Source organism: Cellulomonas sp. 73-92 (assembly GCF_001898175.1).
In the GTDB taxonomy this organism is placed as follows: domain Bacteria; phylum Actinomycetota; class Actinomycetes; order Actinomycetales; family Cellulomonadaceae; genus Cellulomonas.
In genome coordinates this window covers 565,280-586,684 of sequence record NZ_MKTH01000013.1, presented here as the reverse complement: position 1 = coordinate 586,684, position 21,405 = coordinate 565,280, and the positions used below count along the sequence as shown (strand labels likewise).

The following is a 21,405-nucleotide window of genomic DNA, read 5'->3' as shown; positions in this document are numbered from 1 at the left end:
CCGGAAGGCTCACACGCCCATGAAGCGGCTCGCTCGCGCCCTTTTCGGCTCCGTCGCGGTAGCGGCGTTGCTCCTCGGCTGCTCCACGCAGACGGCAGCTCCCAGCACCACCACCCCACCCGCCACCACCCCCGCCACCGCGGCCACGACGCCGGCCGAGCGGGTCACCATGAACATCGCGTCACTCAAGGGCCCGACGACGATGGGCCTGGTCAAGCTCATGGACGACGCGTCCAAGGGCCTGGGCAAGCAGGACTACAAGGCCACGATGTACGGCTCGCCCGACGAGGTCGTCCCGCTCGTCGTGCAGGGCAAGGTCGACGTCGCGCTGATCCCGTCCAACCTCGCCGCGGTGCTCTACAAGCAGACGAAGACCGACGCCGGACCGGCGCTGCAGGTGGCGGCGATCAACACGCTCGGCGTCCTCAACCTCGTCGAGAACGGCGACTCGGTCCACAGCTGGGCCGATCTCAAGGGCAAGACGATCTGGACCACCGGCAAGGGCACCACGCCGGAGTACACGCTCGACTACCTGTTGGCGAAGAACGGGCTCGACCCGGCCAAGGACGTCACCGTGCAGTTCGAGGCCGAGGCCACGGCGCTCGGCTCGCGCCTGGTGGCCACGCCCGGCACCCTCGCGGTGCTGCCGCAGCCGTACGTGACGGTCGTCGAGAAGCAGACCGCCACCGCGCGCACCGTGTTCGACTTCACGTCCGAGTGGACCAAGGTCAGCCCGGCCGGCTCGCAGCTCATCACCGGCGTGCTCGTGGTGCGCACCGCCTTCGTCAAGGCCCACCCGGCCGCGTTCGCGGACTTCCTCGCCGACTACCAGGCCTCGACCGCCTACACGAACGACCAGCCGGCGGCGGCCGCCGCGCTCATCGCCGCCGCGGGCATCGTCCCGGCGGCGCCGATCGCGCAGGCCGCGATCCCCGGCAGCCACGTGACGTACCTCGCCGGCGCGGAGATGAAGACGGCACTCTCGCACTACCTGCAGGTGCTGTTCACCGCAGATCCGAAGTCGGTCGGTGGCAGCATGCCCGGCGATGACTTCTACTTCGGCGCCTGAGGCTGCGGCTCGTCAGGACCCCTGGCGGGTGGCGCGCCCGCTGCTGGCCATCGCCTTCTGGCTGGCCGTGTGGCAGGGCGCGTCACTCGTCGTCGGCTCGCGCGTGCTGCTCGTCGGGCCGTGGGAGGTCGCGGTCCGGCTGACGCAGCTGGTGCCGACGCTCGACTTCTGGGCCGCGGTGTGGCGGACGTTCGGCCGGATCACGCTCGGCTTCCTGCTGGCGGCGGTGGTCGGCGTGCTGCTCGCCGACCTCTCGGCCGCCTCCCGCTGGACGCAGGCGCTCGTCGCGCCGCTCGTCGCGACGATCCGGTCCACGCCCGTGGTGAGCTTCATCATCCTGGTGCTCATCTGGGCGGACCCGTCGCGCCTGGCGACGATCGTCTCGTTCCTCATGACGGTGCCGATCATCCATGCGACGGTCTACTCCGGGATCCTGGCGCGGGACCGGTCGCTGCTGGAGATGGCGTCGGTGTTCCGGGTGTCCGGCTGGCGCCGGCTGCTCGCGATCGACGTCCCCGGTGTGCTCCCGTTCTTCGGTGCCGGCTGCCGCACCGGCGTCGGGCTCGCATGGAAGAGCGGCATCGCGGCCGAGGTCATCGGCCTGCCCACGGGGACCATCGGCGAGCGGCTGTACCAGGGCCGGGTGTTCCTCGAGACCGCGGACGTGTTCGCGTGGACCGCCGTGGTGGTGCTCGTCGCGTTCGCGTTCGAGCGACTGGTGCTGTGGCTGCTGTCGCTGCTGGAACGGCGGCTGGCCGCATGATCACTTTCACGTCCGTCACCAAGGCGTTCGGCCCGCTCGTCGTGCTGCGCGACCTGTCGCTGACGCTCGCCCCCGGGACGGTGACGGCCGTGCTCGGGGCCAACGGCTCGGGCAAGACGACGCTGGGCCGGCTGCTGCTCGGCCTGGACACCCCCACGTCGGGGACCATCTCCGGCCTGTCCGGCATGCGCGGCGCCGCGGTGTTCCAGGACAACCGGCTCGCCCCGCACCTGACGGCGGTGGGCAACGTGCGGCTGGTGCTGCCGCGGTCCGCGACGCGGGCGTTCGTGGAGGACGCGCTCAAGGCCGTCGGGCTGGCCGACGAGTCGCTGCGCAAGCCGGTGCGGTCCCTGTCCGGGGGCCAGCGGCGGCGGGTGGCGATCGTGCGCGGGGTGCTGGCGCCCTCCGACGTGCTGGTGCTCGACGAGCCCTTCACGGGGCTCGACACGGACGCGAAGGCCCTCACGCTGGCGTGGGTGCGCGACCGGCTGGACGGACGCACGACGCTGCTCATCACGCACGACCCGGCCGAGGCGGTGTTCCTCTCGGCGACCGTGGTGCGGCTGCCCGCCCCCTGACCTGGTGTCGGTGGGCGTGGGTAGCGTCGCTCGTCGTCCGACGAGGCCGGCGGGGGGATCAGGTGAGGTACGGCATCGAGGTGGTGCCGCTCGGGGCGTACGCGGAGCCCGGGCCGGTGGTGGAGCTGGCGGTGGCGTCCGAGGCGGCGGGCTGGGAGGCACTGGCCGTCTGGGACCACTGCACGTTCTGGGGCGGCGTGGGCGACCCGTGGGTGACGCTGACCGCGGTGGCGGCGGCGACGTCCCGGCTGCGGCTGGTCACGGCCGTCTCGCCGATCCCCCGGTACACGCCGCAGCTGCTGGCGCGGTCGGTGCACGCGCTGGATGCCTTCTCCGGCGGGCGGGTGACGCTCGGCGCCGGGCTCGGCGTGGACTTCGACCTCGCCGCGTACGGGGAGCTCCGGCCCGCCGCGGAGCGGGCGGCCATGGCCGACGAGGCGTTGTCCCTGGTCGCGCGGCTCTGCAACGCCGAGACGGTGACGTTCGCCGGCGCCCACCACACGGTCACCGGCGCGCAGGTCGCCTCCCACGCGACGCAGTCGCCGCGGGTGCCGGTGTGGATCGGCGGGTCGAGCCGGCCCGCGCTGCGGCGGGCCGCCCGGTGGGACGGCTGGGTGATCGGGTCGATCGACGAGACCCAGCGCGTGGTGTACCCGCCGGAGAACGTCGCGGCCGACCTGACGTACCTACGGGCTCACGGGCCGCACGCCGGGTTCGACGTCGCCGTGATGGGGGCGACGCCCGCCGGCTCCCCCGGCCTCGCGCCCGCCTACGCCGAGGCCGGCGCAACCTGGTGGTTCGAGTCGCTCTTCGGCCTGCGCGGCACGCACGAGGAGATGCTCGACCGGGTGGCGGCAGGCCCGCCGCGATGACGGTGCGGCCGCCGCCGGGGCGGCACGGCTCCGCGGTCGGGTCCGGGCCCTCGTCCGGCCGGGGCGGCTCCAGCATCCGGCCTCGAGGTTCTGCTGATCCCTCGGGCGGTGGGCACCCCTGGGCGCTCCCGGTATGCCGTTTCGCTGACGCGATGATCACGTGGGTTCTACAGTCCGGCCGTGGACTCGCGTGCGGCAGGCCGCCCAGGACGCTCCACCCGAGTGCGCCGTGACCGGGCCCGCGCGGCGGACCGAGCCCGAGGTGGTGCTGCCGCCGGCCTGGCGATCACTGTGGCGATCGGCGCCGCACTGTGGGTCCGGCGTCTCGCCCAGATCGGCCCGAGATACAGCATCACCGGCATCGTCGTCGGCTCATGCGCCGCCGTCCTGGTCGGGCTGGCCGTCGCCACTCGACTGGACCTGACCGCCGCGACGAACGTGCTGTCACGGCGGCTGCGCATCGAACACGGTGTCGCCCGACGACTGCATGCGGTTCGTGGTCTCGTCGTGCTGCACGACCGCGCGGTGGCCGGTTCCGCGCCGCTGTCCCACATCCTCGTCGGCTCTGGCGGCGTGCTTGTCGTCGTCGATGCGTCCGAATCCCGTTGGGCTCCGTGGCGCCCCCAGGCCGGTCGAGGGCCTGAGACCGCCTCCGTCTGGCAGGCCTGGATCGACGCGTCGACCGCGTCGATCGCGCTCAACGCCACCCTCGCGGCCCTCGAGAGCCCGCCACCGGTGAAGGCCGCGGTGGTCACGGACGTCGCCAACCTGCCCGGCTGGGCGCACCGTCTCCCCATCTATCAACTCAGCGAGCTCCCCGCGGCGATGGGCATCAGCGGAGCGCCCAGGACCCGCGAGACCCACGAGCTCGTGACACTCCTGGCGGAGGTCACGACGCCCGCCGCTCCGTAGGCCGACCGAGAGCCTGGCGGGTTCCTCACCCGCCTCGCCCGTCGCTGCGCGTGCTTGGTCCCAGGTCAGGGTCCGGTAGCATCGTCCGGCCGGGAGGATTCGCCTAGTGGCCTATGGCGCACGCTTGGAAAGCGTGTTGGGGTAACACCCTCGGGGGTTCGAATCCCCCATCCTCCGCTGTTGGAAGGGCCTGTAACCTGCGGTTGCGCGGGGAGCGGGCCCTTCGGCGTTGTGGCGTCGGGTCGCCCCCGGCGGTGTAGTTGCAGTTCTGGTTGCAGTTCCCGACACCGAGGTCCGTTGACTCAACTTCGTTGTCGTGTCCGCCACAGCCCCGCGGCCGATGTCTGCCCTCGGTGGTTCGGTGAGCAGTGGAGTCAAGCACGGCCACGCCAGGGACCCAACGAGGCTTGCGGCCCCCGCCCCGGCTGTAGAGTCGCGCGCAAGGACCGCAGGGAGGGTTGATGGCGCGCTCTGACCTTGTCGTGGACCTCGTCGAGGCGCAGCGCCGGGGCGACAACGCTAGGTTCACCGCCCTCGTCGAGGCGATCATCGCCGAGGAGCGAAGCAACCAGCATCACTTGGTTGCCGACAGGCTCGCGGAACTCATAACGACTGCCGGCTCCGCGGGTCTGCTGAGTCGTGATGACTCCACGCGGCCTGTGGCGGACTTGCTCCTTGAGCTGGTTCCACGTCGGCGCCTCTCGGACCTCCAGCTGGACGAGCGGGTGTCTGCCACAGCGTCGGAGGTTGTTGAGGAACATCGCCGATCGGAACTGCTGCGGAGTCATGGCCTCGAACCGCGCAACCGGCTTCTGCTCGACGGCCCGCCGGGCAACGGCAAAACCAGTCTCGCCGAGGCGATCGCAACGGACTCGATGCTCCCCTTCTACGTCGTGCGGTATGAGGGCATCGTGTCCTCCTTCCTCGGCGAGACAGCAAGTCGACTCGACCACGTGTTCGAGTTCGCCAGAACGCGTCGCTGCGTGCTGTTCCTCGACGAGTTCGACACGATTGCCAAGGAGCGCGCTGATGCGCACGAGACCGGTGAGATCAAGCGTGTCGTGTCAACTCTTCTGCTCCAGATCGACCGGCTGCCCTCACATGTGATCGTCGTCGCCGCCACCAACCACCAGGAGTTGCTGGACCGAGCCGCATGGCGCCGGTTCCAGGTTCGGCTCTCCCTCAACGCACCTACACGAGAGCAGGCAACCAGATTCCTCGAGCGGCTCTCCGCGCGACTCGGCGGCGAACTCGGCCTTGCACCGCGAACGCTCGCGGACAGGCTGATCGGCGCGAGCTACGCCGAACTTGAGCAGTTCGCGATCGACGTTCGCCGGCGCTACGTGCTGGATCTTCCCTCTGCTGACCTCGTGGGGATCGCCAGAAGTCGACTTGAGCGGTGGCGAACGCAGACCCACCGATGAGTAGTGATCCGCGCCCTCTGTTGGCCTTCCCGCCACCGTCTGTTGGGCCCATCCCGGCGGGCCGACCGCAGTTCTCTCAGGCGTCACGACCAAGCGCCTCCCGGCAGGGCCAGCGGTTGGCACCGCGGTTCCAGGAGCTTCAGAACGCACTCGCCCGCGGGCGCGCGCTTGCGACGAGCGCAACTACCGAGCCTGACCCGGAACTCGTCGTCGTCTTCGAGGTCGCCGGCTCCGTCGACAACTTCCTCCGCGCGACGCGGGGGGTGCCCGGCCTGGAGTTCCTGGCCGCTCTCGACGACGGCACGCGTGAGCCTGACGACGACTTCCACTTCGTGAAGAACAACGGGCGAACGGTGACCGCCGTGCCGGAGACGCTCTACCTGGTCATGTCGAACGCTGCGGCAGTGGGACAGCTGATTCGGCTCTTCGAACTCTGGCGAGCAAACCCGAAAGTTACGTTCGAGCGAGGCCTTGCCCCGTTGAAGGACGTGTTCGCACAACTGCGCGATCTTCGACGCTGGAACGCCATTGACCGCGTTGCCGAGACGGGATTACTCGAACAGTGGCGCGAGGACGTCGCCATCGTCGGCGGACAAGGCACCAAGCGGGTCGAGGTAGATCTCTGGTACCGAAGCGACCCAGGCAGACGGCTTGCTGCGCAAACCGAGGTTGAGCAGCTAATTGCTCGAGCCGGGGGCACCGTCCTCAAATCTGTCTTGATCGGCGCGATCGACTACCACGCACTTCTGGCAGACCTTCCATATGACCAGGTTCAGGCCGTTCTCGACAGAGGACCCGAGGCAATCCAGCTCCTCACGGCCGACTCTGTGATGCTGGTGTCACCGGCAAGACCCATGGCTGTGCCGCTGGAGTCCAGCGAGGCTGCTCCCCCGGCGGGGCGCACCTATGCACCACCGGCGGTTGTCGACGAGCCGCCGCGCGTAGCCCTGATTGACGGGCTCCCTCTGTCGAATCACTCAGCCCTTGCCGGCCGCCTGCTTGTGGATGACGCCGACGGCATCGCGTCGGCCTACACCACGTCGCAGCAGGTTCACGGCACTGCCATGGCCTCACTGATCTGCCACGGCGACCTGACGGCCGTCGACCCCCCGATCTCCCGGAGGCTCTACGTCCGCCCTGTCCTCCGGCCACATGAGTTCTTCTCAAGCGAAGTCGTCCCATCTGACGAGCTCTTCGTTGACCTCCTTCACCGCGCGCTTCGGCGAATGTTCGAGGGCGATGGCAGCCATCCTCCGGCAGCGCCCGGCGTGCGGATCGTCAATCTCTCTATCGGCGACGCGGTCCGAGTCTTCAACCGTCGACTGAGCCCCGCTGCCAGGCTGCTTGATTGGCTCGCTGTCGAGTACAACATCGTCATCGTCGTCAGTGCCGGCAACCACGACAGCACGCTCGAGGTCGACGCTTCCCTCGTCGATGATCCCGTTGCCCTTCAGCACGCGGCGTTCGCCTACATCCGCGATCGGGCGCGTCTGCGGCGCCTCCTGTCACCGGCCGAGGCAGTCAATGCAGTCACCGTTGGAGCGGTGAACAGCGACGCTGCGAGGCCCCCGCTGACCGACGCGGTGGTCGACGCCTGCGGTGACGGTAAGCCAGCGCTCTACTGCGCCGTCGGCTTCGGACACCGTCGTTCCGTCAAGCCCGATTTACTCATGCCCGGGGGCAGGGAACTCCACCAGCGCCCAGCACCCGGCGCATCCGGGCTCGTCACGCTCCACCCCGCGACACTCAGCAGGATGGGACCTGGGTTGTGGACCGCGGCGCCCGATCCAACCGGCGGTCCCAACGGCTACGCGTACTCGTACGGCACCAGCAATGCGGCGGCACTTGCGACGAGAGCGGCTGGGCAACTCCTGGATGTCCTGGCCGATCATGCGGACGTACATGGTGAGTTCCCTTGGCCCGACGCGCAGTACCACCCCGTGCTGGTCAAGGCACTGCTCACACACGCAGCTGGATGGGGCGACCTCCGCCACCGCCTACGAAGCGAGCTCGACGTGGATCCGCAACGGTTCCGCGCCGAAGCGACGCGGTTCCTGGGATACGGCCCTGTCGACATGTCGCGGCTCGGAACGGCTGCAGCCAACCGTGCAACGCTGATCGGCGCGGGATCGATCAAGGAGAAGCAGCGCCACACGCTCTCGCTGCCGCTCCCAACTGCACTCGCCGCAACGACGGACTGGCGCCGGCTCACGGTGACCTTGGCTTGGCTCTCCGAGATCAACCCGCGATCTCTGCGGCACCGAATGGCGCGCCTCTCTTTCGACAGCAACGAACGTGCTCTCGCCGTCTCCCGACAAGAGGGTGACCCACACGCGGTGAAGGCGGGCACAATCCAGCACGAGGTGTTCGAGGGCAGCCAGGCGGTGTCCTTCCTGCGTGGGGCGTCCCTCGAGATACACGTCGACTGCAAGCCCGACGCCGCCAACCGACTTGAACGACCTGTCCGATACGCGGTGGTCGCATCGCTGGAGGTTCAGGAGACAGTCAGGGCGGACATCCACGCCGAGGTCTCCGAGGCTCTTCGGACCCAGGTCCGGCAGCGACTCGCCCAACGAACGCGGTGATGTCCTGCAGCACCGCGCAGCAACGGCAACTCCACGCACCACAGGCGGATGAAGGCCGGGTTCCGCGGACTCAGCGTCGAGGCGTTCTGGATCGCCAACACCCCTGCCTTGCTCGCCGCGATCGCGGCCGGCTCGATGCAGGTCGTCCCCCAGGGACGCCAGCCAAGCGGCGCACCCCGCCCGAACAAGTTCAAGATGCGACCCAGGCAGGCTCGGGCCGCGAACGGCGTTCGGATCGCGAGCTTCGAATGGCCGGCCCCGACGACTTAGGCCACGAAGTATTCAGTTGAGCCCGGCGGTCTTCATGTTCGTCAGGTGGGGCCCGATGTAGCCGACAATGATCGACCCGGTTGCCCCGCTGGTGTCGTCATAGAAGTGCAGGCGAGGGTCACGGTTCGCAATGCGCGCGAGGCGCAGGTGCTGCTCCATCACGCGATGGCCAGATGAGTCCACCGAGAGGGGCACGGGGAGGTCGCGTTCGTGGCCCCATCGATCCATCGTCTCTTTGGTCTCCGTCGGCGCATATGCCTGTGGCGGAAAGGTGGGGAACCCCTGGGGCTGCGCGTTGAGGTACGCGCCGAAGCCGCCGTCGAAAGCCCCTTCGCGCTTGGCCCGCACATATCCAGCCAGAGCGCGCAGGCCGCGCCAGGTCGCCTCGAGCGCCCTTCCATCGAGGTCGAGACCATCGAGGTCGACCATGACGTCGCGGTCCGCGGTGATGACGACGCTATGCGCCGCCCACTCGTCCATCCGATTCACGAGGTCCTGCCACGACCCTGGCTGCTCCGGCGCATCCAGCTCGGACTCAAGATGTGATTCGTCAACCCAGACCTGAGCCACTCCGTGCTCGGCGAGCAACCGCGCGAGCCGGCGATTGCGCCGGTCCATGCGCTGGATCTCCTCGTCGAGATCCACGGCATCCTGGCGCGCATCCCATGCCTCCCGCTTGGCTTCTTCGAGCTCGACTTCTCGGAGTTCCAGTGCATCTTGAAGTGAGTCGATCCGGTGGATGGCCTCTGACAGCTGTTCGGGATCGAGTCGTGGCGCGGTTGCCGCGTCCGCCAGCGCTTGCAGTGTCTCGTCCGACACGTCGGGCAGGCTGAGGATCGTTCGGATCCGCTCGACCTCCGCCGTAGCGACGATGCCTTCCGCCTCGACGACAACAGCGGCGTCGGCGACTACGGCGGCGTCGAGCGCCGTCGCTGCCTGGAATGAAGCTGCACCCGCAAGATTCGAAAGCGTGCTCGCGACGTCACGGCTATCCAGACGGTCGAAGGTCCGCCTCCATACGGCCGCCCGACGAGGCTCGGGCTGTTCATCGAGGATGCTGCGCGCGAAGAGCCCGATGAGGCGCGCAAGGTAAGCATCGCGCTCGCGTGCGAGTGTCGCCGTGCCCAGGGTGCGATGCCCACGGAGGGTTGCCGGCGACGCGGGATCGAGTCCTGGCCTGAAGGTGCGGATGGTCCAGGGGGAGACCCGCATCGCGCCGTCTGCTTCCGCGCCCAACGACTGCGTGGCAACGGGGTCTAGAACGACGACGTGCGCCAATCCCACCGCCTGCGACGTCCATCCTTTGACCTGCTGGACGTACTCCTCAAAGACCGGGGCCCCCGGATAGGCGTCCGTGCCTGCGACGAAGACCGCGCCGCGCCGGTCACCGACGATCAAGTCGAGGACCCCCTCGACATCGTGGCCTCTCTCAACGAGCGGTTCGGATCGCACCTGGTAGGGGCCGTCCCGAAGGTCGAGCACGTCCAGCAGATTGCGGGCGATCCTCGGCGCCGAAGCGATCCTTCGGCCGTCGTTGACCACACGGACGCCAACCCATCCGACCTCCGCCCCCTCGACGGTGGTCACCGTTGTAGTCCAGTGGCCTCCCTCATTCGTCTCGGACAGCACGAGACGAAAGGCGTCTTCACCGTCCTTGTGGTGGCGACGAATACGGAGGAGTCGCTCCCCTTCGGTGACCACCGCGTCCGACGTCAGGTCGACGTCGAGTCCCTTCCATCGCAGCCACGCCGTCAACTGATCGATTGCGTCGCTAAGCCATCCGGGCGCCGCGGGAGTCGTCAGCCAAGCGTTGTAGCCGCCGCTGTCCCGCAGCCCTGCGGGGCCCTCGACGGCGATTTCCGTGCCCATGTCCCCCATTCCTAGTCGCTTGCACCGACACGGTGTGCGGTTTCGGCTCTTGAGTTGGACTGTCCTCGCCGCGTGCGGCGACACCAACGCGGTTGCAGTTCTGGTTGCAGTTGGTGCCGATCTGGCCCGATCCGAGAACGTCGCTCGTCCACCCAGCAGCCCGCCAACCTGCACCAGAGTGTCCGCCGTCGTCCGCCTCCACCCCCGACCGAGCACTTGGAAAGCGTGTTGGGGTAACACCCTCGGGGGTTCGAATCCCCCATCCTCCGCGCCGACGGCCTCTCACCTGCGCTAGCGAGGTGAGAGGCCGCATCCATCTCAGCGCGCACCTACCAGGGCGCCACCGTCCCGTCGTAGGAGAACAGCACGCCGGTCGGCCCGTCCGCCGGCAGGTCGAGCAGAGCGACGATTCCCGCGGCCCCCTCGGCCGGGTCGCCCCCACGCGCCGCGTTCAGACCCACACCCTGCATGCCGGGGTTGAGATGGGTGCGACGTGCACCCGGAGCCAGGGCGCTGACGAGGAAGCCTTCGGACGCGAGCGCTTGCGCGTAGTAGAGCGTCAGCGCGTTGAGCGCCGCCTTGGAGGAGCGGTAGACGGCGAACCGGCCCCCGTTGTTGGCGGCGGCCTCGTAGTCGAACTGCGGGTTGGGGCCCGTGCTCCACCCGAAGGACGCGGTGCCGCTCGAGACGTTGACGATGCGCGGCGAGGCGGAGCGCCGCAGCGCCGGAAGCAGCGCGTTGGTCACCGCCACGACGCCGAACACGTTGGTCTCGTACGACTGGCGGAAGAGGTCGGGGCCGGCGTCGAGCAGGCCCACGCCGAAGTCGGGCTGGATCCCCGCGTTGTTGACGAGCGCATCGAGCCGGTCGACGGTCGCGGCGGCCGCCGCGATGCTCGCCCCGTCGGTGACGTCGAGCTGGAGGGCTCGGCCTCCGACCTCGGCGGCGGCCCGGGTGGCGCGCTCCATCGTCCGTCCGGCGACCCACACGTCCCAGCCGGCCTCGACCAGCTGCGCGGCGGCGCTGAGTCCGATCCCCGAGGTCGCTCCCGTGATGAGAACGCTGCGTCCGGTCATGTCCGCTCCTCCATCTCGTCGACTATGCGGAGGCGCCTCCGCTTCGGCCACGATACACGTCAACCGGAGGCGCCTCCGGTCGGAGTCTCGTCGAGCACACGGGCGTCACAGCGGCACGGCTTCTGCCGGCGGGCGAGCTGGGCAGCACCGGGTCGCTGGAGTCGTCCGGCGGCACCCATCCGGCCCTAGCTCGATGCCGACGCAGCTGCGAAGCTCGCGCCCGTGGGCGCGCAGCACCACCGCTTCGTGCGCAGCCACTTGCTCCCGGCAGAGGCTGCTGAAGTGGCACGCGTCGACGCGATCGCCAGCCAGCTCACGGCCCATCTCGATGCGGTCGTGGCGGAGATCGATCTGGTGCACGTGCACCGCGCGCCGAGCACCAGGGTGCAGGACATCGTGGCCGAGCTCCTGACGGACCGGTTGGGGTTCCGCTCCGAGGTCGTGCTCACGCCCGACGAAGGCTTCGTGACGAGGGCGCGTCCCGACTTCATCTTCAGCCTCGCCCCGGGGCGAGGCGTGATCGCGGAGGTCGAGCGCGGCGGCACGACGACCAACAACCACGACCTCAAGGACCTCTGGAAGACACACATCGCGCTGGACGCGCAGCATCTCTTCCTCGTCGTACCCAATGCCAACTGGAACGAGGCCGGCGACGCGCGTGAGCATCCCTACCACCGCGTCGTGCGCCGGCTCAGCAGCTTCTTCGGCGATCCCCGCCGCGAGGTCGACGTGCTGAGCGCCCACGTCTTCGGATACGGGCGCGAGCTCTAGGCGAACGGGGCGGCCAGGGACGTGTCCGGCGGCGGCTTCGACCTCGGGCGCCGCCCGCCGTGCGGGCGCCGAGCCCCGCCCGCAGACTGGACCGCGCACCTCCCACCGAACGGAGATCAAGGGCGATGGTCGATCTGGGCACCAGCTTCAGCGGCTTCTCCGTCGACGACGTCGACGCGGCCCGCACCTTCTACGGCGACGTCCTCGGCCTCGACACGGTCGTCGAGAACGGGATCCTGCGGATCCGGTTCGCGGACGGGCACCACGTGATCGCCTACCCGAAGGGGCCGGCCCACGTCCCCGCGACGTTCACGATCCTCAACTTCTCGGTCGACGACGTCGCCGCCACCGTCGCCGAGCTCCGCGCTCGCGGCGTGCCGTTCGAGCGGTACGCGGGAACGCCGGCCGAGACCGACGAGGACTTCGTCTTCCGCGGCGGCGGGCCGCTGATCGCGTGGTTCACCGACCCCGCGGGCAACATCTGCTCGATCATCGCGGCCGACTAGCAGCCCGCGACCAGCGACGTCGACCAAGGCCGGCCCCGGCTGACCGGGCACGAGGACGCACAGCATCCGCGCCCGGCCCGCCGAGGTCGTCGGACGGCCCGGACGGCGCCGCCGGGCCACGCGCGGCGGCCCGGCGGCGCGTCGGTCAGGCCTGCGGCCGCTGCTCCGTCGCGAGCAGCGTCTCGAGCCGGGCGCGGTACTCGGCCTCGTCGATCTCACCGCGGGCGAACCGCTCGGCGAGCACGGCCGTCGCCGGGCTGCGGCCCACCGGGCCGGACCACGGACCCGACCACGGGCCCGACGGACCCCAGGGGCCGCGGCCGGTGGCGGCCCAGCGGCGCCGGCGGGTCGCGAAGAACACGATGAAGCCGACGACGACGAGGAACCAGAACAGCGGGAACAGCAGGAACCACGGGCCGGGCCACCACCCACCGTACGCGACGGGGTGGGCCAGCGCGCTGGCGAACGTGGTGAGCATGACGAACCTCCGGGTGTGGCGTGCGACCGGACCTCGGCCGCAGCTCCACGCTCCCTCGGCAGGGCGGTCCCCGTCGTCGTCCCCGCGGAGCCTTCCGGACGCTCCAGACGGAGCAGGAGGCTCAGGTCGCCCACCCCGGCCGGACCAGTCCGGACTCGTACGCTGCGACGACGAGCTGCGCCCGGTCGCGGGCGCCGAGCTTGCCGCTCGCGCGCAGCACGTGCGTCTTCACGGTGAGCGGGGAGAGGAACAGCCGCTCGCCGATCTCCTCGTTCGACAGGCCCTCACCGACGAGCACGACGACCTCGCGCTCCCGTGCGGTCAGCTCGGCGATGCCCGGCAGCGGCGGCGCGCCGCGCGTCGCGCGTGCCACGCGCTCGAGCAGCCGGCGCGTGACCGTGGGCGACAGCAGCGCCTCCCCCGCGGCGGCTACCCGGATCGCCCTCAGGAGCTCCGCGGGCTCGGTGTCCTTGACCAGGAACCCGCTCGCGCCGTTCCGGATCGCCTCGCCGACGTACTCGTCGAGCTCGAACGTCGTCACGACGACGACGTGCACGCCGCCCGCGCGGGCGTCCGCGACGATGCGGCGCGTCGCCTCGAGCCCGTCCAGGCCCGGCATGCGGATGTCCATGAGGACGACGTCGGGCAGCAGGTCGAGCGTGCGCTCGACCGCCTCCGCGCCGGTCGCGGCCTCGCCGACGACGACAAGGTCGGGCTCGGCGTCGACGAGGGCGCGCAGGCCGGCCCGGATCAGCTGCTGGTCGTCGGCCAGCAGGACGCGGATCACGCCGTGCCCCGCGGCAGCTCGACGGCGACCGCCCATCCGGTGCCACGCGGGCCGGCATCGACCGTCCCACCCAGCGCCTCGACGCGTTCCCGCATGCCGCGCAGGCCGAAGCCGGCAGTCCCGCGGGAAGCCCCGTCGTTCGTCGCCGGCTCGTCCGCGGCCGGCGCGCCACCGGCGTTGGCGATCTCACGGGCTCCCCCGTCGGCCAGCGGCGGTTCGTCAGTCGGTGCACCGCCGTGGCCGGTGGCCTCATGGCCCGACTCGTCACTCGTCGGCCGCGCGCTCGTCGGCCGCCCACCACCGTCGTCGACCACCTCGAGCCGCGCGGCGCCGGACTGGACCCGCACGCTCGCGGTGACCCGTGCGCCCGCTCCGGCGTGGCGGCGCACGTTCGTCAGCGCCTCCTGCAGCGCGCGCACCAGCACGCTCGCCCGGTCGGCGTCCAGGCCGGCGAGGACCGCCGGGTCGAGCTCGTCGTCCACGGTGACGCCCGCCGCGCGCGCCGCGTCGAGCAGCGCGGGCACGGCGTCCGCCGGAGCGGTGACGGCAGGTTCCCGCGGCGCCGCCTCCCCCTCGGCGCGCAGGATGCCGAGCACCTGGCGGACCTCGTCGAGCGCGTCGACGCTCGTCGTCCGGATGTTGCGCAGCGCGTCGCGCGCCCGCTCCGGCTCGCGGTCCATGAGGTGCAGCCCGACGCCGGCCTGCACGCTGATCGCCGACAGGGAGTGCGCGAGGACGTCGTGCAGCTCCCGCGCGATGCGCAGCCGCTCGGCCGTCGCGGCCGCCTCCTCGCGCGACACCCGCGCCGCCTGGACCGCCCGCACGCGCTCGCCGCGACCACGCGCGCCCTCGCCCAGCAGCCCGCCGACCAGCAGCGCCGCCGTCCACAGGATCACCGCGGTCGGCCACGCCGACGCGTCGGTCAGGCCGCGCGCGACCACCGCGGCGATGCCCAGCCCGGCGACGGTCCAGGAGACCCCGCGCCGCCGGCGGGCGCCGAGGACGACGACGATGACGACGAGCGGCAGCACGACCGGCCCGAACGCGTAGCCGAGCAGCAGGTACGCCCCGACCGCGACCGCCGCGACGATCCCCGCGACCGCGCCCACGCGACGGCCGAGCGCAGTCGCCGGCAGGCACGCCGGGGCGACGAGGAGCAGCAGGTAGCCGAGTGCGTCGAGCGGCCGCGGCGGGGTCGAGAAGTGGTTGGCGACGGACGAGCCCCCGAGCGCGATGACGGCGAGCACGGCCGCCGGGAAGGTCAGCGCCCACGCGCGTACGCGGCGGCGCTGCTCGGGGTCGAGGTCACCGCGCATCCAGGGCGGGCCCCACGGCCCACCGCGCATCCCCGGCGGCCCCCACGCGCGGGGGTCGTGCTGGCCCGGGTACGGCATGCGGCCACGCTAGCCGCCAGCGCCCGCGACAGGCGTCCTCCAATGGGAGCGACCGTTCGCTCCGTACGGACCGGAGCCGCAGGCCCCACAGGGCCGGATCCGGCACTGCCCGGGACGCTGCCGGCGACGCCGCCCGAGGGCACTGCACGACGCGGTCGCGGGGCCCGGGGTCGACGCTCAGGCCAGCGACCGGATCCGCACCACCAGCACCGACCCCAGCACGCTGACGACGGCCGCCAGGATGTACAGCCCGCGGTACCCGAACCCGAGGGCCAGCACGCCCGCCGCGAACGCCGGCGCCAGCACCTGCGGCAGGGCGTTGGCGATGTTGATGACGCCGAGGTCCTTGCCGCGGTCGCGGGCCGCGGGCAGCACCTGCGTGATCATCGCGAAGTCGACCGCCTGGTAGGCGCCGAACCCGATGCCGAGGACGACGGCGGCCGCGTACGCGGCGGGGATCGTCGGGACCAGCGCGAACAGCAGGAGCGCCGCGGCCGTGATCAGGCCGGACCAGATGACGAACACCTTGCGCCGGCCGACCCGGTCGGACCACCGGCCGCCGACGATCGCGGTGACGACCGTGACCAGGCCGTACACGGCGGTCAGCCGGAACACGCCCGTCGCGGCCTCGTCGTCGGACAGCCCGACCGCGTCCGTCAGGTAGTACAGGAGGTACAGGATCAGGAACGCGTTGCCCAGGTTCATGAGGAACCGCGTGAACCAGGCCCACCCGTAGTCCGGGTAGCGCCGCGGCGAGACCCAGAAGCCGCGCCAGAACCGGCCCCAGTCGAACGGTGGGCGCAGCTCGACCGGCAGAGCGATGTCGTGCGAGCGCAGCGAGTACGGCACCGTCGTCACGACGAGGACCGCGGCGATCGTGAGGTAGCCGACGGCGATGCTGCCGGTCGCCGCCGCGATGCCGGAGCCGACGACGACCCCGGCGGTCTGCGCGATCGAGACGACGCCCCCGACGGTGGCGCGCTCCCTCGTCGGGACCTGATCGGGGACGGCGGCGGTGATCGCGGCGAGCATCGCGTTGAGTGCCGCCTGCGCCAGCGCCCAGCCGACCACCATCAGCCAGATGCTGTGCGCCACCGAGAGCACGACCATCGCGACCGCGCCGCCGGCCGCGCCACCGACGACCCAGGGCAGCCGGCGGCCGACGCGCAGCGTCGTCCGGTCGGAGAACGCGCCCCAGATGGGGTTCGACGCCATCGAGACGGCCGCGCCGATGCCCGTGACCAGCGACAGCACCGCGGCCTTGTGGTCCGGCGAGATCGCCGCCGCCTGCTCGGCGAGCAGCACCTGGATCGGGCCGAAGAAGCCCGACCACAGGCCGATGCTGGCGAGGACGACCCACGCCACCCAGAGCTTCGACGTGCTCTCGGTGGGCTCCGCGAGGGCGCGGTGGAGCGGCGCGACGGGCGGGGTGACGGTCACGGCCGGGCCGCGTGGTGCGCGCGGACGAGGTCCGCGTACCAGTCGAACGACCGCTTGGGCGTGCGGACGAGCGTGTCGTAGTCCACGTGGACCAGCCCGAACCGCTGCGTGAACCCCTGGGCCCACTCGAAGTTGTCCATCAGCGACCAGCAGTAGTACCCGCGGACGTCGACGCCGCGGGCCACCGCGTCCGCGACGGCCCGCACGTGGGCGTCGAGGTAGTCGATGCGCGGCTGGTCGTCGACGACGCCGTGCTCGTCGGGCCCCATGCCGAACGAGCAGCCGCTCTCGGTGATGACGATCGGCGGCGTCGTCGAGTACCGGTCCCGGAAGTCCACGAGGAGGTCGGTGAGGCCCGACGGGACGATCGGCCAGCCGAAGTCCGTCGTCGGGTAGCCGGTGAGGTCGGCGTACTCGAACGGGATCGGCGACCCCTCGGGTGCGGCGCGCACGCCGATCGGGTTGTAGTAGTTGAGGCCGTAGAAGTCGAGCGGCTGCGAGATCAGGGCGAGGTCCTCGTCGACCGGGCCCGGCATGGCCTCGGCGAAGATCTCAGGGTAGCTGCCCAGCAGGATGGGGTCGGCGAAGAGCCGGTTCCACAGCAGGTCGAGGAACCCCGCGGCGGCCACGTCCGCCTCGTCGTGCGACAACGGCCAGACCGGCACGTGGTTGGTCGCGGTGCCGACCTGGCCCGACGCGCGGGCGCGCAGGGCCTGGACGGCCAGGCCGTGGCCGAGCAGCAGGTGGTGTGCGACGGGGAGCGCGCCGAACAGCAGGCCGCGCGCCGGGGCCAGCTCGGTCAGCGCGTAGCCGCTCATCGTGACGACGTTCGGCTCGTTGACCGGGCACCAGTGGGCGACCCGGTCGCCCAGCCGCTCGCCGACGATCGCGGCGTAGTCGCCGAACCGCAGCGCGGTGTCCCGGTTGAGCCAGCCGCCCGCGTCCTCCAATGTCTGGGGCAGGTCCCAGTGGTACAGCGTCGCCATCGGCTGCACCCCGGCCTCGAGGAGGGCGTCGACGAGTCGGTCGTAGAACGCCAGCCCGGCCTCGTTCACCCGACCCGACCCGGTGGGCTGGACCCGCGGCCACGCGATCGAGAACCGGTAGCCGTCGGCACCCAGCCGGCGCAGCAGGTCCACGTCCTCGCGCCACCGGTGGTAGTGGTCGCACGCGACGTCCCCGGTGCTGCCGTCGACGATCCGGTCGGGCTGCGCGGTGAACGTGTCCCAGATGCTCCGACCCTTGCCGTCCTCGGTCGCGGCGCCCTCGATCTGGTAGGACGCGGTGCTCGTACCGAAGCGGAAGTCCGGCGGGAGGCCGACGGCCGCGGAGGGAGATGTGCTGGTCACGGGCTCAGCTCCAGTCACTCGTCGACCGTCGTCGTTGACGGTCGAGGCGAGCGTAGGGCGACCGCACCCGGGGGACCAGTACGTGGAGCGGTGACGGATGTCGAGCCGCCGGCCCGGGCAAGGCCACCGCCGCGGAGGGGGACCATTGACCCTTCCTAGGGCCGCGCGCACACTCAGGCGACAGCGATACGGGCCGAGATCGTCGCGGACTCCCGGTCGAGGGTCTGTGGTCTCGGATTCCCAAAGGAGGGAATCATGTCCACGTCTTTCGATGCTCTGCGGGAAGTCGTGCGGGGCGCGGTCATCGAGCCCCAGGATTCTGAGTACGAATCCGCTCGGCACGTCTTCAACGGCATGACCGACAAGCACCCAGCGGCGGTGCTACGGGTCTCGCAGGTCGCCGACGCCATCGCCGCGGTGCGCTTTGCGCACGAGCGTGCGCTCGATCTCGCCCTGCGGGGCGGCGGGCACAGCGCCCCCGGGTTCGGGACGGTCGACGACGGACTCGTCCTCGACTTCTCGGCCCTCCGCGGGGTGCGCGTCGATCCGGCGGCACGGCGGGCTTGGGTGGAGCCCGGCGCCACGTGGGCCGACTACAACCATGCGACGTCCGCGTTCGGGCTGGCGAGCCCGGGAGGGATCATCGGGTCGACGGGGGTCGCCGGGCTCACGCTGGGCGGCGGCATCGGATACCTCGCACGCAAGTACGGGCTGGCGTGCGACAACCTCGTCGCGGCCGACGTCGTGCTCGCCGACGGGAGCTTCGTCCACGCCGACGCGGAGCACCACGCCGACCTGTTCTGGGCCCTGCGCGGCGGAGGCGGCAATGCCGGTGTCGTGACCTCGTTCGAGTTCGAGCTGCACCCCGTGGACATGGTGCACGTGGGACTGATCTTCTACGACGCCGCGCGTGGCGTGCAGGCCGGGGCGGCCTATCGCGAGTGGCTCCCCTCCCAGCCCGAGGAGATGGGCGCCTTCTACGGGTTCCATCAGGGCCCGCCCGTGCCCTTCCTGCCCGAGGAGTGGCACAACCGGCCGGTCGCGGTCGTGGGCGGCATGTGGACCGGCCCGGTCGACGAGGGACCGGCCCACTGGCAGCCCATGCTCGACGCCGCCCCCGTGCTCGGATCCTTCTTCGCGCCCCTGCCATATCCGGCGCTCAACGTCATGTTCGACGGTCTCAGCGGGGTCCGCGGGCTGCAGGGCTACTGGAAGGCCGACTTCCTCCGCACCTTGAGCGACGACGCGCTGAGGGTGGCGGTCGAGCACGCGCCAGGGATCCCGACCCCCCACTCGGCCAACCACTTCTACCCCATCGACGGGGCGGTGCAACGTGTCGCCCCGGACGCGACGGCGTTCCCCTACCGGGACGTCGGCTTCGCACCGGTGATCGCGGGCCAATGGCCCGACGCCGCCGAGAACGCGAAGAACGTCCAGTGGGTCCGCGACTACTGGGCAGATCTGCACCAGTACTCCGAGCCCGGCGGCTACATCAACTTCCAGGACGCGGACGACCAGTCGCGCATCCAGGACAACTACGGGGCGAACTACGCCCGGCTCGCGCGGATCAAGGCCACGTACGACCCGGACAACCTCTTCCACGTCAACCAGAACATCAAGCCGGCGGCCTGACCCCGGGGAACGCCGCCTCGGGTCTGCCGCGGGCCCGGCCGAGGCTCAGCTTCTCGTCGACGAGCGCCCGACGCGGGACGGAGCCGCGGCCCTGCGCCCGCGCAGCAGCACGGTCACGACGGCGGCCGCGAGGAGCGCCGCCCCGGCGGCCACCAGCAGGGCGAGGTGCAGTCCGTCGACGAAGGCCGCACGCGCGGGCTCGACCACCGCCCCACCGACGGCCGTCGCCATGGCCAGCGACGCCTGGGCGGCCTCCGCCGCGCGGGCCGGCACGCCCGCCGGCAGCTGCAGCTGGGCGCGGTAGGCACCGTCGAGCAGGCTTGCCAGGACGGCGATACCCAGCGCCCCGCCGAGCTCCCGGCCCAGGTCGTTGACCGCCGAACCGACGTTCTGCAGATGCTGAGGCAGCGCGTCGGTGATCGCGGTGGTGGCCGGTGGCATCGCCAGACCGAGGCCGGCGCCGAGCATGACCAGTCCCGTGGCGACCATCGGGTACGGGCTGTCGACGCCGAGCTGCGCCAGCAGGGCCAGACCGGCACCGACGGCGACCAGGCCGAACGCCCACGGCGCCGGCGCACCGAACCGCGCCGTCAACGCCGGGCTGAGCCGGGACATCGGCACCATGCCCAGCGGCATCGCCAGCAGGCTCAGCGCCGCCCGGAGCGCGCTGTCCCCCCGGACCAGCTGCAGGTACTGCATGAGCACGAACATGAATCCGAACAGGGCGAAGAACTGCAGCGTGATCGAGATCGACCCGGCGGCGAACCGGCGGTTGCGGAACAGGCGCGGATCCAGGAGCGGGTGCTCGCGGCGCAGCTCCCAGACGACGAACGACGCGAGGAGCACGGCCCCGACGACCAGCCCCGCCAGGGTGCCGTGGCTGCCCCAGCCGTCCGCCGGCGCCTGGATCACCGCGTGGACCAGCACGCCGACGGCGCCGGCGGCGAGCAGCGCACCGACCACGTCGAGCCGCGGCGTCCCGGCCTCGGCCGATTCGGGGACGGCGACCAGCGTCCCGGTCAACGCCACGACCACGAGCGCTGCGTTGAACCAGAACACCGCCGGCCAGGTCCAGGCCTGCAGCAGCAGACCCGACGCGAGCAGCCCCAGCACTCCGGCCGCTCCCGCCACCGCCGCCCAGATGCTGACGGCCCGGGCCCGCTGCTCGCGCGGGAACGTTCCGGTGATGGTGGACAACGTCGCCGGCATGACCAGCGCGGCGCCCGCCCCGGCGACGCCGCGCAGCGCGATGAGGACCTCCGGGCTCGTCGTCAGCGCGGCGCCGACGGACGCTGCGCCGTAGACGAGCAGGCCCACGACGAGGGCACGGCGCCGCCCGAACCGGTCACCGAGGGCACCGGCCGGCAGCAGCAGGGAGGCGAACACCAGGCTGTACGCGTCGATGATCCACGACTGCTGGGTCTGGTCGGCATGCGTCTGCACCGCGATGTCCGGCAGCGCGACGTTGAGGGAGGCCATCGCCGAGACGACGACCCCGAGGGCGAGGCACGTGACGGCGAGCACCACTCCGGGCCGGGCGGTCCGCCTCGTCGTCGGGCCGCCGAGCGCGGGGGTGGTGTTCTGGGTGCTGACGTCGGCCATGGGGCTCCTCGGGTGGGCGGGACCGGGC

The 21,405-nt window shown here is 71.3% G+C and carries 19 protein-coding genes, 1 tRNA gene and 1 pseudogene; 12 read left to right on the top strand and 9 right to left on the bottom strand.

Translation table 11 applies throughout. From position 1 onward, the window contains the following. Positions 1-9: 9 nt before the first annotated feature. Positions 10-117, bottom strand: a pseudogene (locus BGO37_RS17845) (hypothetical protein); the annotation flags it as partial. Between BGO37_RS17845 and BGO37_RS09375 the strand changes: the two are divergent. The 9 genes from BGO37_RS09375 to BGO37_RS09335 all read left to right on the top strand — a co-directional run bounded on the left by BGO37_RS09375 (position 68) and on the right by BGO37_RS09335 (position 8,473). Then, positions 68-1,069: an ABC transporter substrate-binding protein gene (locus BGO37_RS09375; protein WP_367188098.1), complete on the top strand. Its 1,002-nt coding sequence runs from the start codon at positions 68-70 to the stop codon at positions 1,067-1,069. The pseudogene BGO37_RS17845 and the gene BGO37_RS09375 overlap by 50 nt on opposite strands. Before the next feature lie 28 nt (positions 1,070-1,097). Then, positions 1,098-1,832: an ABC transporter permease gene (locus BGO37_RS09370; RefSeq protein ID WP_291754255.1), complete on the top strand. Its 735-nt coding sequence runs from the start codon at positions 1,098-1,100 to the stop codon at positions 1,830-1,832. After that, on the top strand, positions 1,829-2,410 hold the full coding sequence (locus tag BGO37_RS09365) for an ATP-binding cassette domain-containing protein (RefSeq protein WP_291754254.1): 582 nt from the start codon (positions 1,829-1,831) through the stop codon (positions 2,408-2,410). The genes BGO37_RS09370 and BGO37_RS09365 overlap by 4 nt, the downstream gene beginning before the upstream one ends. Positions 2,411-2,472: 62 nt before the next feature. After that, a complete protein-coding gene (locus tag BGO37_RS09360) occupies positions 2,473-3,282 on the top strand; it encodes an LLM class flavin-dependent oxidoreductase (RefSeq protein WP_291754253.1) in 810 nt (269 codons plus the stop codon). 222 nt (positions 3,283-3,504) lie between these two features. Next, positions 3,505-4,194 (top strand): hypothetical protein, encoded by a 690-nt coding sequence (locus tag BGO37_RS09355; protein ID WP_291754251.1) that lies wholly within the window; start codon positions 3,505-3,507, stop codon positions 4,192-4,194. 92 nt (positions 4,195-4,286) lie between these two features. Continuing rightward, positions 4,287-4,371: transfer RNA gene (locus tag BGO37_RS09350), tRNA-Ser, on the top strand. A 284-nt stretch (positions 4,372-4,655) separates the two neighbouring features. Next, positions 4,656-5,618: an AAA family ATPase gene (locus tag BGO37_RS09345; RefSeq protein ID WP_291754249.1), complete on the top strand. Its 963-nt coding sequence runs from the start codon at positions 4,656-4,658 to the stop codon at positions 5,616-5,618. A 116-nt stretch (positions 5,619-5,734) separates the two neighbouring features. Next, positions 5,735-8,203, top strand: a complete 2,469-nt coding sequence (locus BGO37_RS09340; RefSeq protein ID WP_291754246.1) for a S8 family peptidase — start codon at positions 5,735-5,737, stop codon at positions 8,201-8,203. Positions 8,204-8,251: 48 nt separating this feature from the next. Continuing rightward, complete coding sequence (locus BGO37_RS09335) at positions 8,252-8,473, top strand: hypothetical protein (protein ID WP_291754244.1); 222 nt, start codon at positions 8,252-8,254, stop codon at positions 8,471-8,473. 12 nt (positions 8,474-8,485) lie between these two features. Here BGO37_RS09335 and BGO37_RS09330 read toward each other — a convergent pair whose 3' ends face one another. Together BGO37_RS09330 and BGO37_RS09325 are read right to left on the bottom strand one after the other, a co-directional pair. Next, a complete protein-coding gene (locus tag BGO37_RS09330) occupies positions 8,486-10,342 on the bottom strand; it encodes a hypothetical protein (RefSeq protein ID WP_291754242.1) in 1,857 nt (618 codons plus the stop codon). Positions 10,343-10,671: 329 nt separating this feature from the next. Continuing rightward, entirely contained in the window at positions 10,672-11,418 is a 747-nt protein-coding gene (locus BGO37_RS09325) for an SDR family NAD(P)-dependent oxidoreductase (protein WP_291754240.1), read from the bottom strand. 222 nt (positions 11,419-11,640) lie between these two features. Here BGO37_RS09325 and BGO37_RS09320 point away from each other — a divergent pair, with 222 nt between their 5' ends. Continuing rightward, positions 11,641-12,189, top strand: a complete 549-nt coding sequence (locus BGO37_RS09320; protein ID WP_291754237.1) for a hypothetical protein — start codon at positions 11,641-11,643, stop codon at positions 12,187-12,189. A 125-nt stretch (positions 12,190-12,314) separates the two neighbouring features. Beyond that, the gene (locus BGO37_RS09315) at positions 12,315-12,695 is read left to right on the top strand and encodes a VOC family protein (RefSeq protein WP_291754235.1); all 381 of its coding nucleotides are present in this window, start codon (positions 12,315-12,317) and stop codon (positions 12,693-12,695) included. Positions 12,696-12,840: 145 nt separating this feature from the next. On the opposite strand, the gene BGO37_RS09310 is transcribed toward BGO37_RS09315, so the two are convergent. From BGO37_RS09310 to BGO37_RS09290, 5 genes are all read right to left on the bottom strand, one after another. Next, the gene (locus tag BGO37_RS09310) at positions 12,841-13,173 is read right to left on the bottom strand and encodes an SHOCT domain-containing protein (protein WP_291754234.1); all 333 of its coding nucleotides are present in this window, start codon (positions 13,171-13,173) and stop codon (positions 12,841-12,843) included. Between the two features lie 121 nt (positions 13,174-13,294). Beyond that, on the bottom strand, positions 13,295-13,960 hold the full coding sequence (locus BGO37_RS09305; protein WP_291754232.1) for a response regulator transcription factor: 666 nt from the start codon (positions 13,958-13,960) through the stop codon (positions 13,295-13,297). Continuing rightward, positions 13,957-15,354 carry a histidine kinase gene (locus tag BGO37_RS09300; protein ID WP_291754230.1) on the bottom strand — a complete coding sequence of 466 codons (1,398 nt, stop codon included), beginning with the start codon at positions 15,352-15,354 and terminating at the stop codon, positions 13,957-13,959. Before BGO37_RS09300 ends, BGO37_RS09305 begins: the two co-directional genes overlap by 4 nt. 177 nt (positions 15,355-15,531) lie before the next feature. Then, positions 15,532-16,794 carry an MFS transporter gene (locus BGO37_RS09295; RefSeq protein ID WP_291754229.1) on the bottom strand — a complete coding sequence of 421 codons (1,263 nt, stop codon included), beginning with the start codon at positions 16,792-16,794 and terminating at the stop codon, positions 15,532-15,534. After that, the gene (locus tag BGO37_RS09290) at positions 16,791-18,143 is read right to left on the bottom strand and encodes a GH1 family beta-glucosidase (RefSeq protein ID WP_291754227.1); all 1,353 of its coding nucleotides are present in this window, start codon (positions 18,141-18,143) and stop codon (positions 16,791-16,793) included. The genes BGO37_RS09295 and BGO37_RS09290 overlap by 4 nt, the downstream gene beginning before the upstream one ends. Positions 18,144-18,398: 255 nt before the next feature. Between BGO37_RS09290 and BGO37_RS09285 the strand changes: the two genes are divergently transcribed. Beyond that, positions 18,399-19,775 carry an FAD-binding oxidoreductase gene (locus BGO37_RS09285; RefSeq protein WP_291754226.1) on the top strand — a complete coding sequence of 459 codons (1,377 nt, stop codon included), beginning with the start codon at positions 18,399-18,401 and terminating at the stop codon, positions 19,773-19,775. Between the two features lie 45 nt (positions 19,776-19,820). Here the strand turns inward: BGO37_RS09285 and BGO37_RS09280 are convergent, their stop codons facing one another. Then, entirely contained in the window at positions 19,821-21,377 is a 1,557-nt protein-coding gene (locus BGO37_RS09280; RefSeq protein WP_291754225.1) for an MFS transporter, read from the bottom strand. Positions 21,378-21,405: the final 28 nt, after the last annotated feature.

Bases quoted from the DNA above. Each gene is read 5' to 3' on its own strand.
- BGO37_RS09285 (WP_291754226.1), top strand. From the start codon at position 18,399: ATGTCCACGTCTTTCGATGCTCTGCGGGAAGTCGTGCGGGGCGCGGTC.
- BGO37_RS09310 (WP_291754234.1), bottom strand. From the start codon at position 13,173: ATGCTCACCACGTTCGCCAGCGCGCTGGCCCACCCCGTCGCGTACGGT.
- BGO37_RS09315 (WP_291754235.1), top strand. From the start codon at position 12,315: ATGGTCGATCTGGGCACCAGCTTCAGCGGCTTCTCCGTCGACGACGTC.
- BGO37_RS09330 (WP_291754242.1), bottom strand. From the start codon at position 10,342: ATGGGCACGGAAATCGCCGTCGAGGGCCCCGCAGGGCTGCGGGACAGC.
- BGO37_RS09280 (WP_291754225.1), bottom strand. From the start codon at position 21,377: ATGGCCGACGTCAGCACCCAGAACACCACCCCCGCGCTCGGCGGCCCG.
- BGO37_RS09325 (WP_291754240.1), bottom strand. From the start codon at position 11,418: ATGACCGGACGCAGCGTTCTCATCACGGGAGCGACCTCGGGGATCGGA.
- BGO37_RS09300 (WP_291754230.1), bottom strand. From the start codon at position 15,354: ATGCCGTACCCGGGCCAGCACGACCCCCGCGCGTGGGGGCCGCCGGGG.
- BGO37_RS09335 (WP_291754244.1), top strand. From the start codon at position 8,252: ATGAAGGCCGGGTTCCGCGGACTCAGCGTCGAGGCGTTCTGGATCGCC.
- BGO37_RS09345 (WP_291754249.1), top strand. From the start codon at position 4,656: ATGGCGCGCTCTGACCTTGTCGTGGACCTCGTCGAGGCGCAGCGCCGG.
- BGO37_RS09365 (WP_291754254.1), top strand. From the start codon at position 1,829: ATGATCACTTTCACGTCCGTCACCAAGGCGTTCGGCCCGCTCGTCGTG.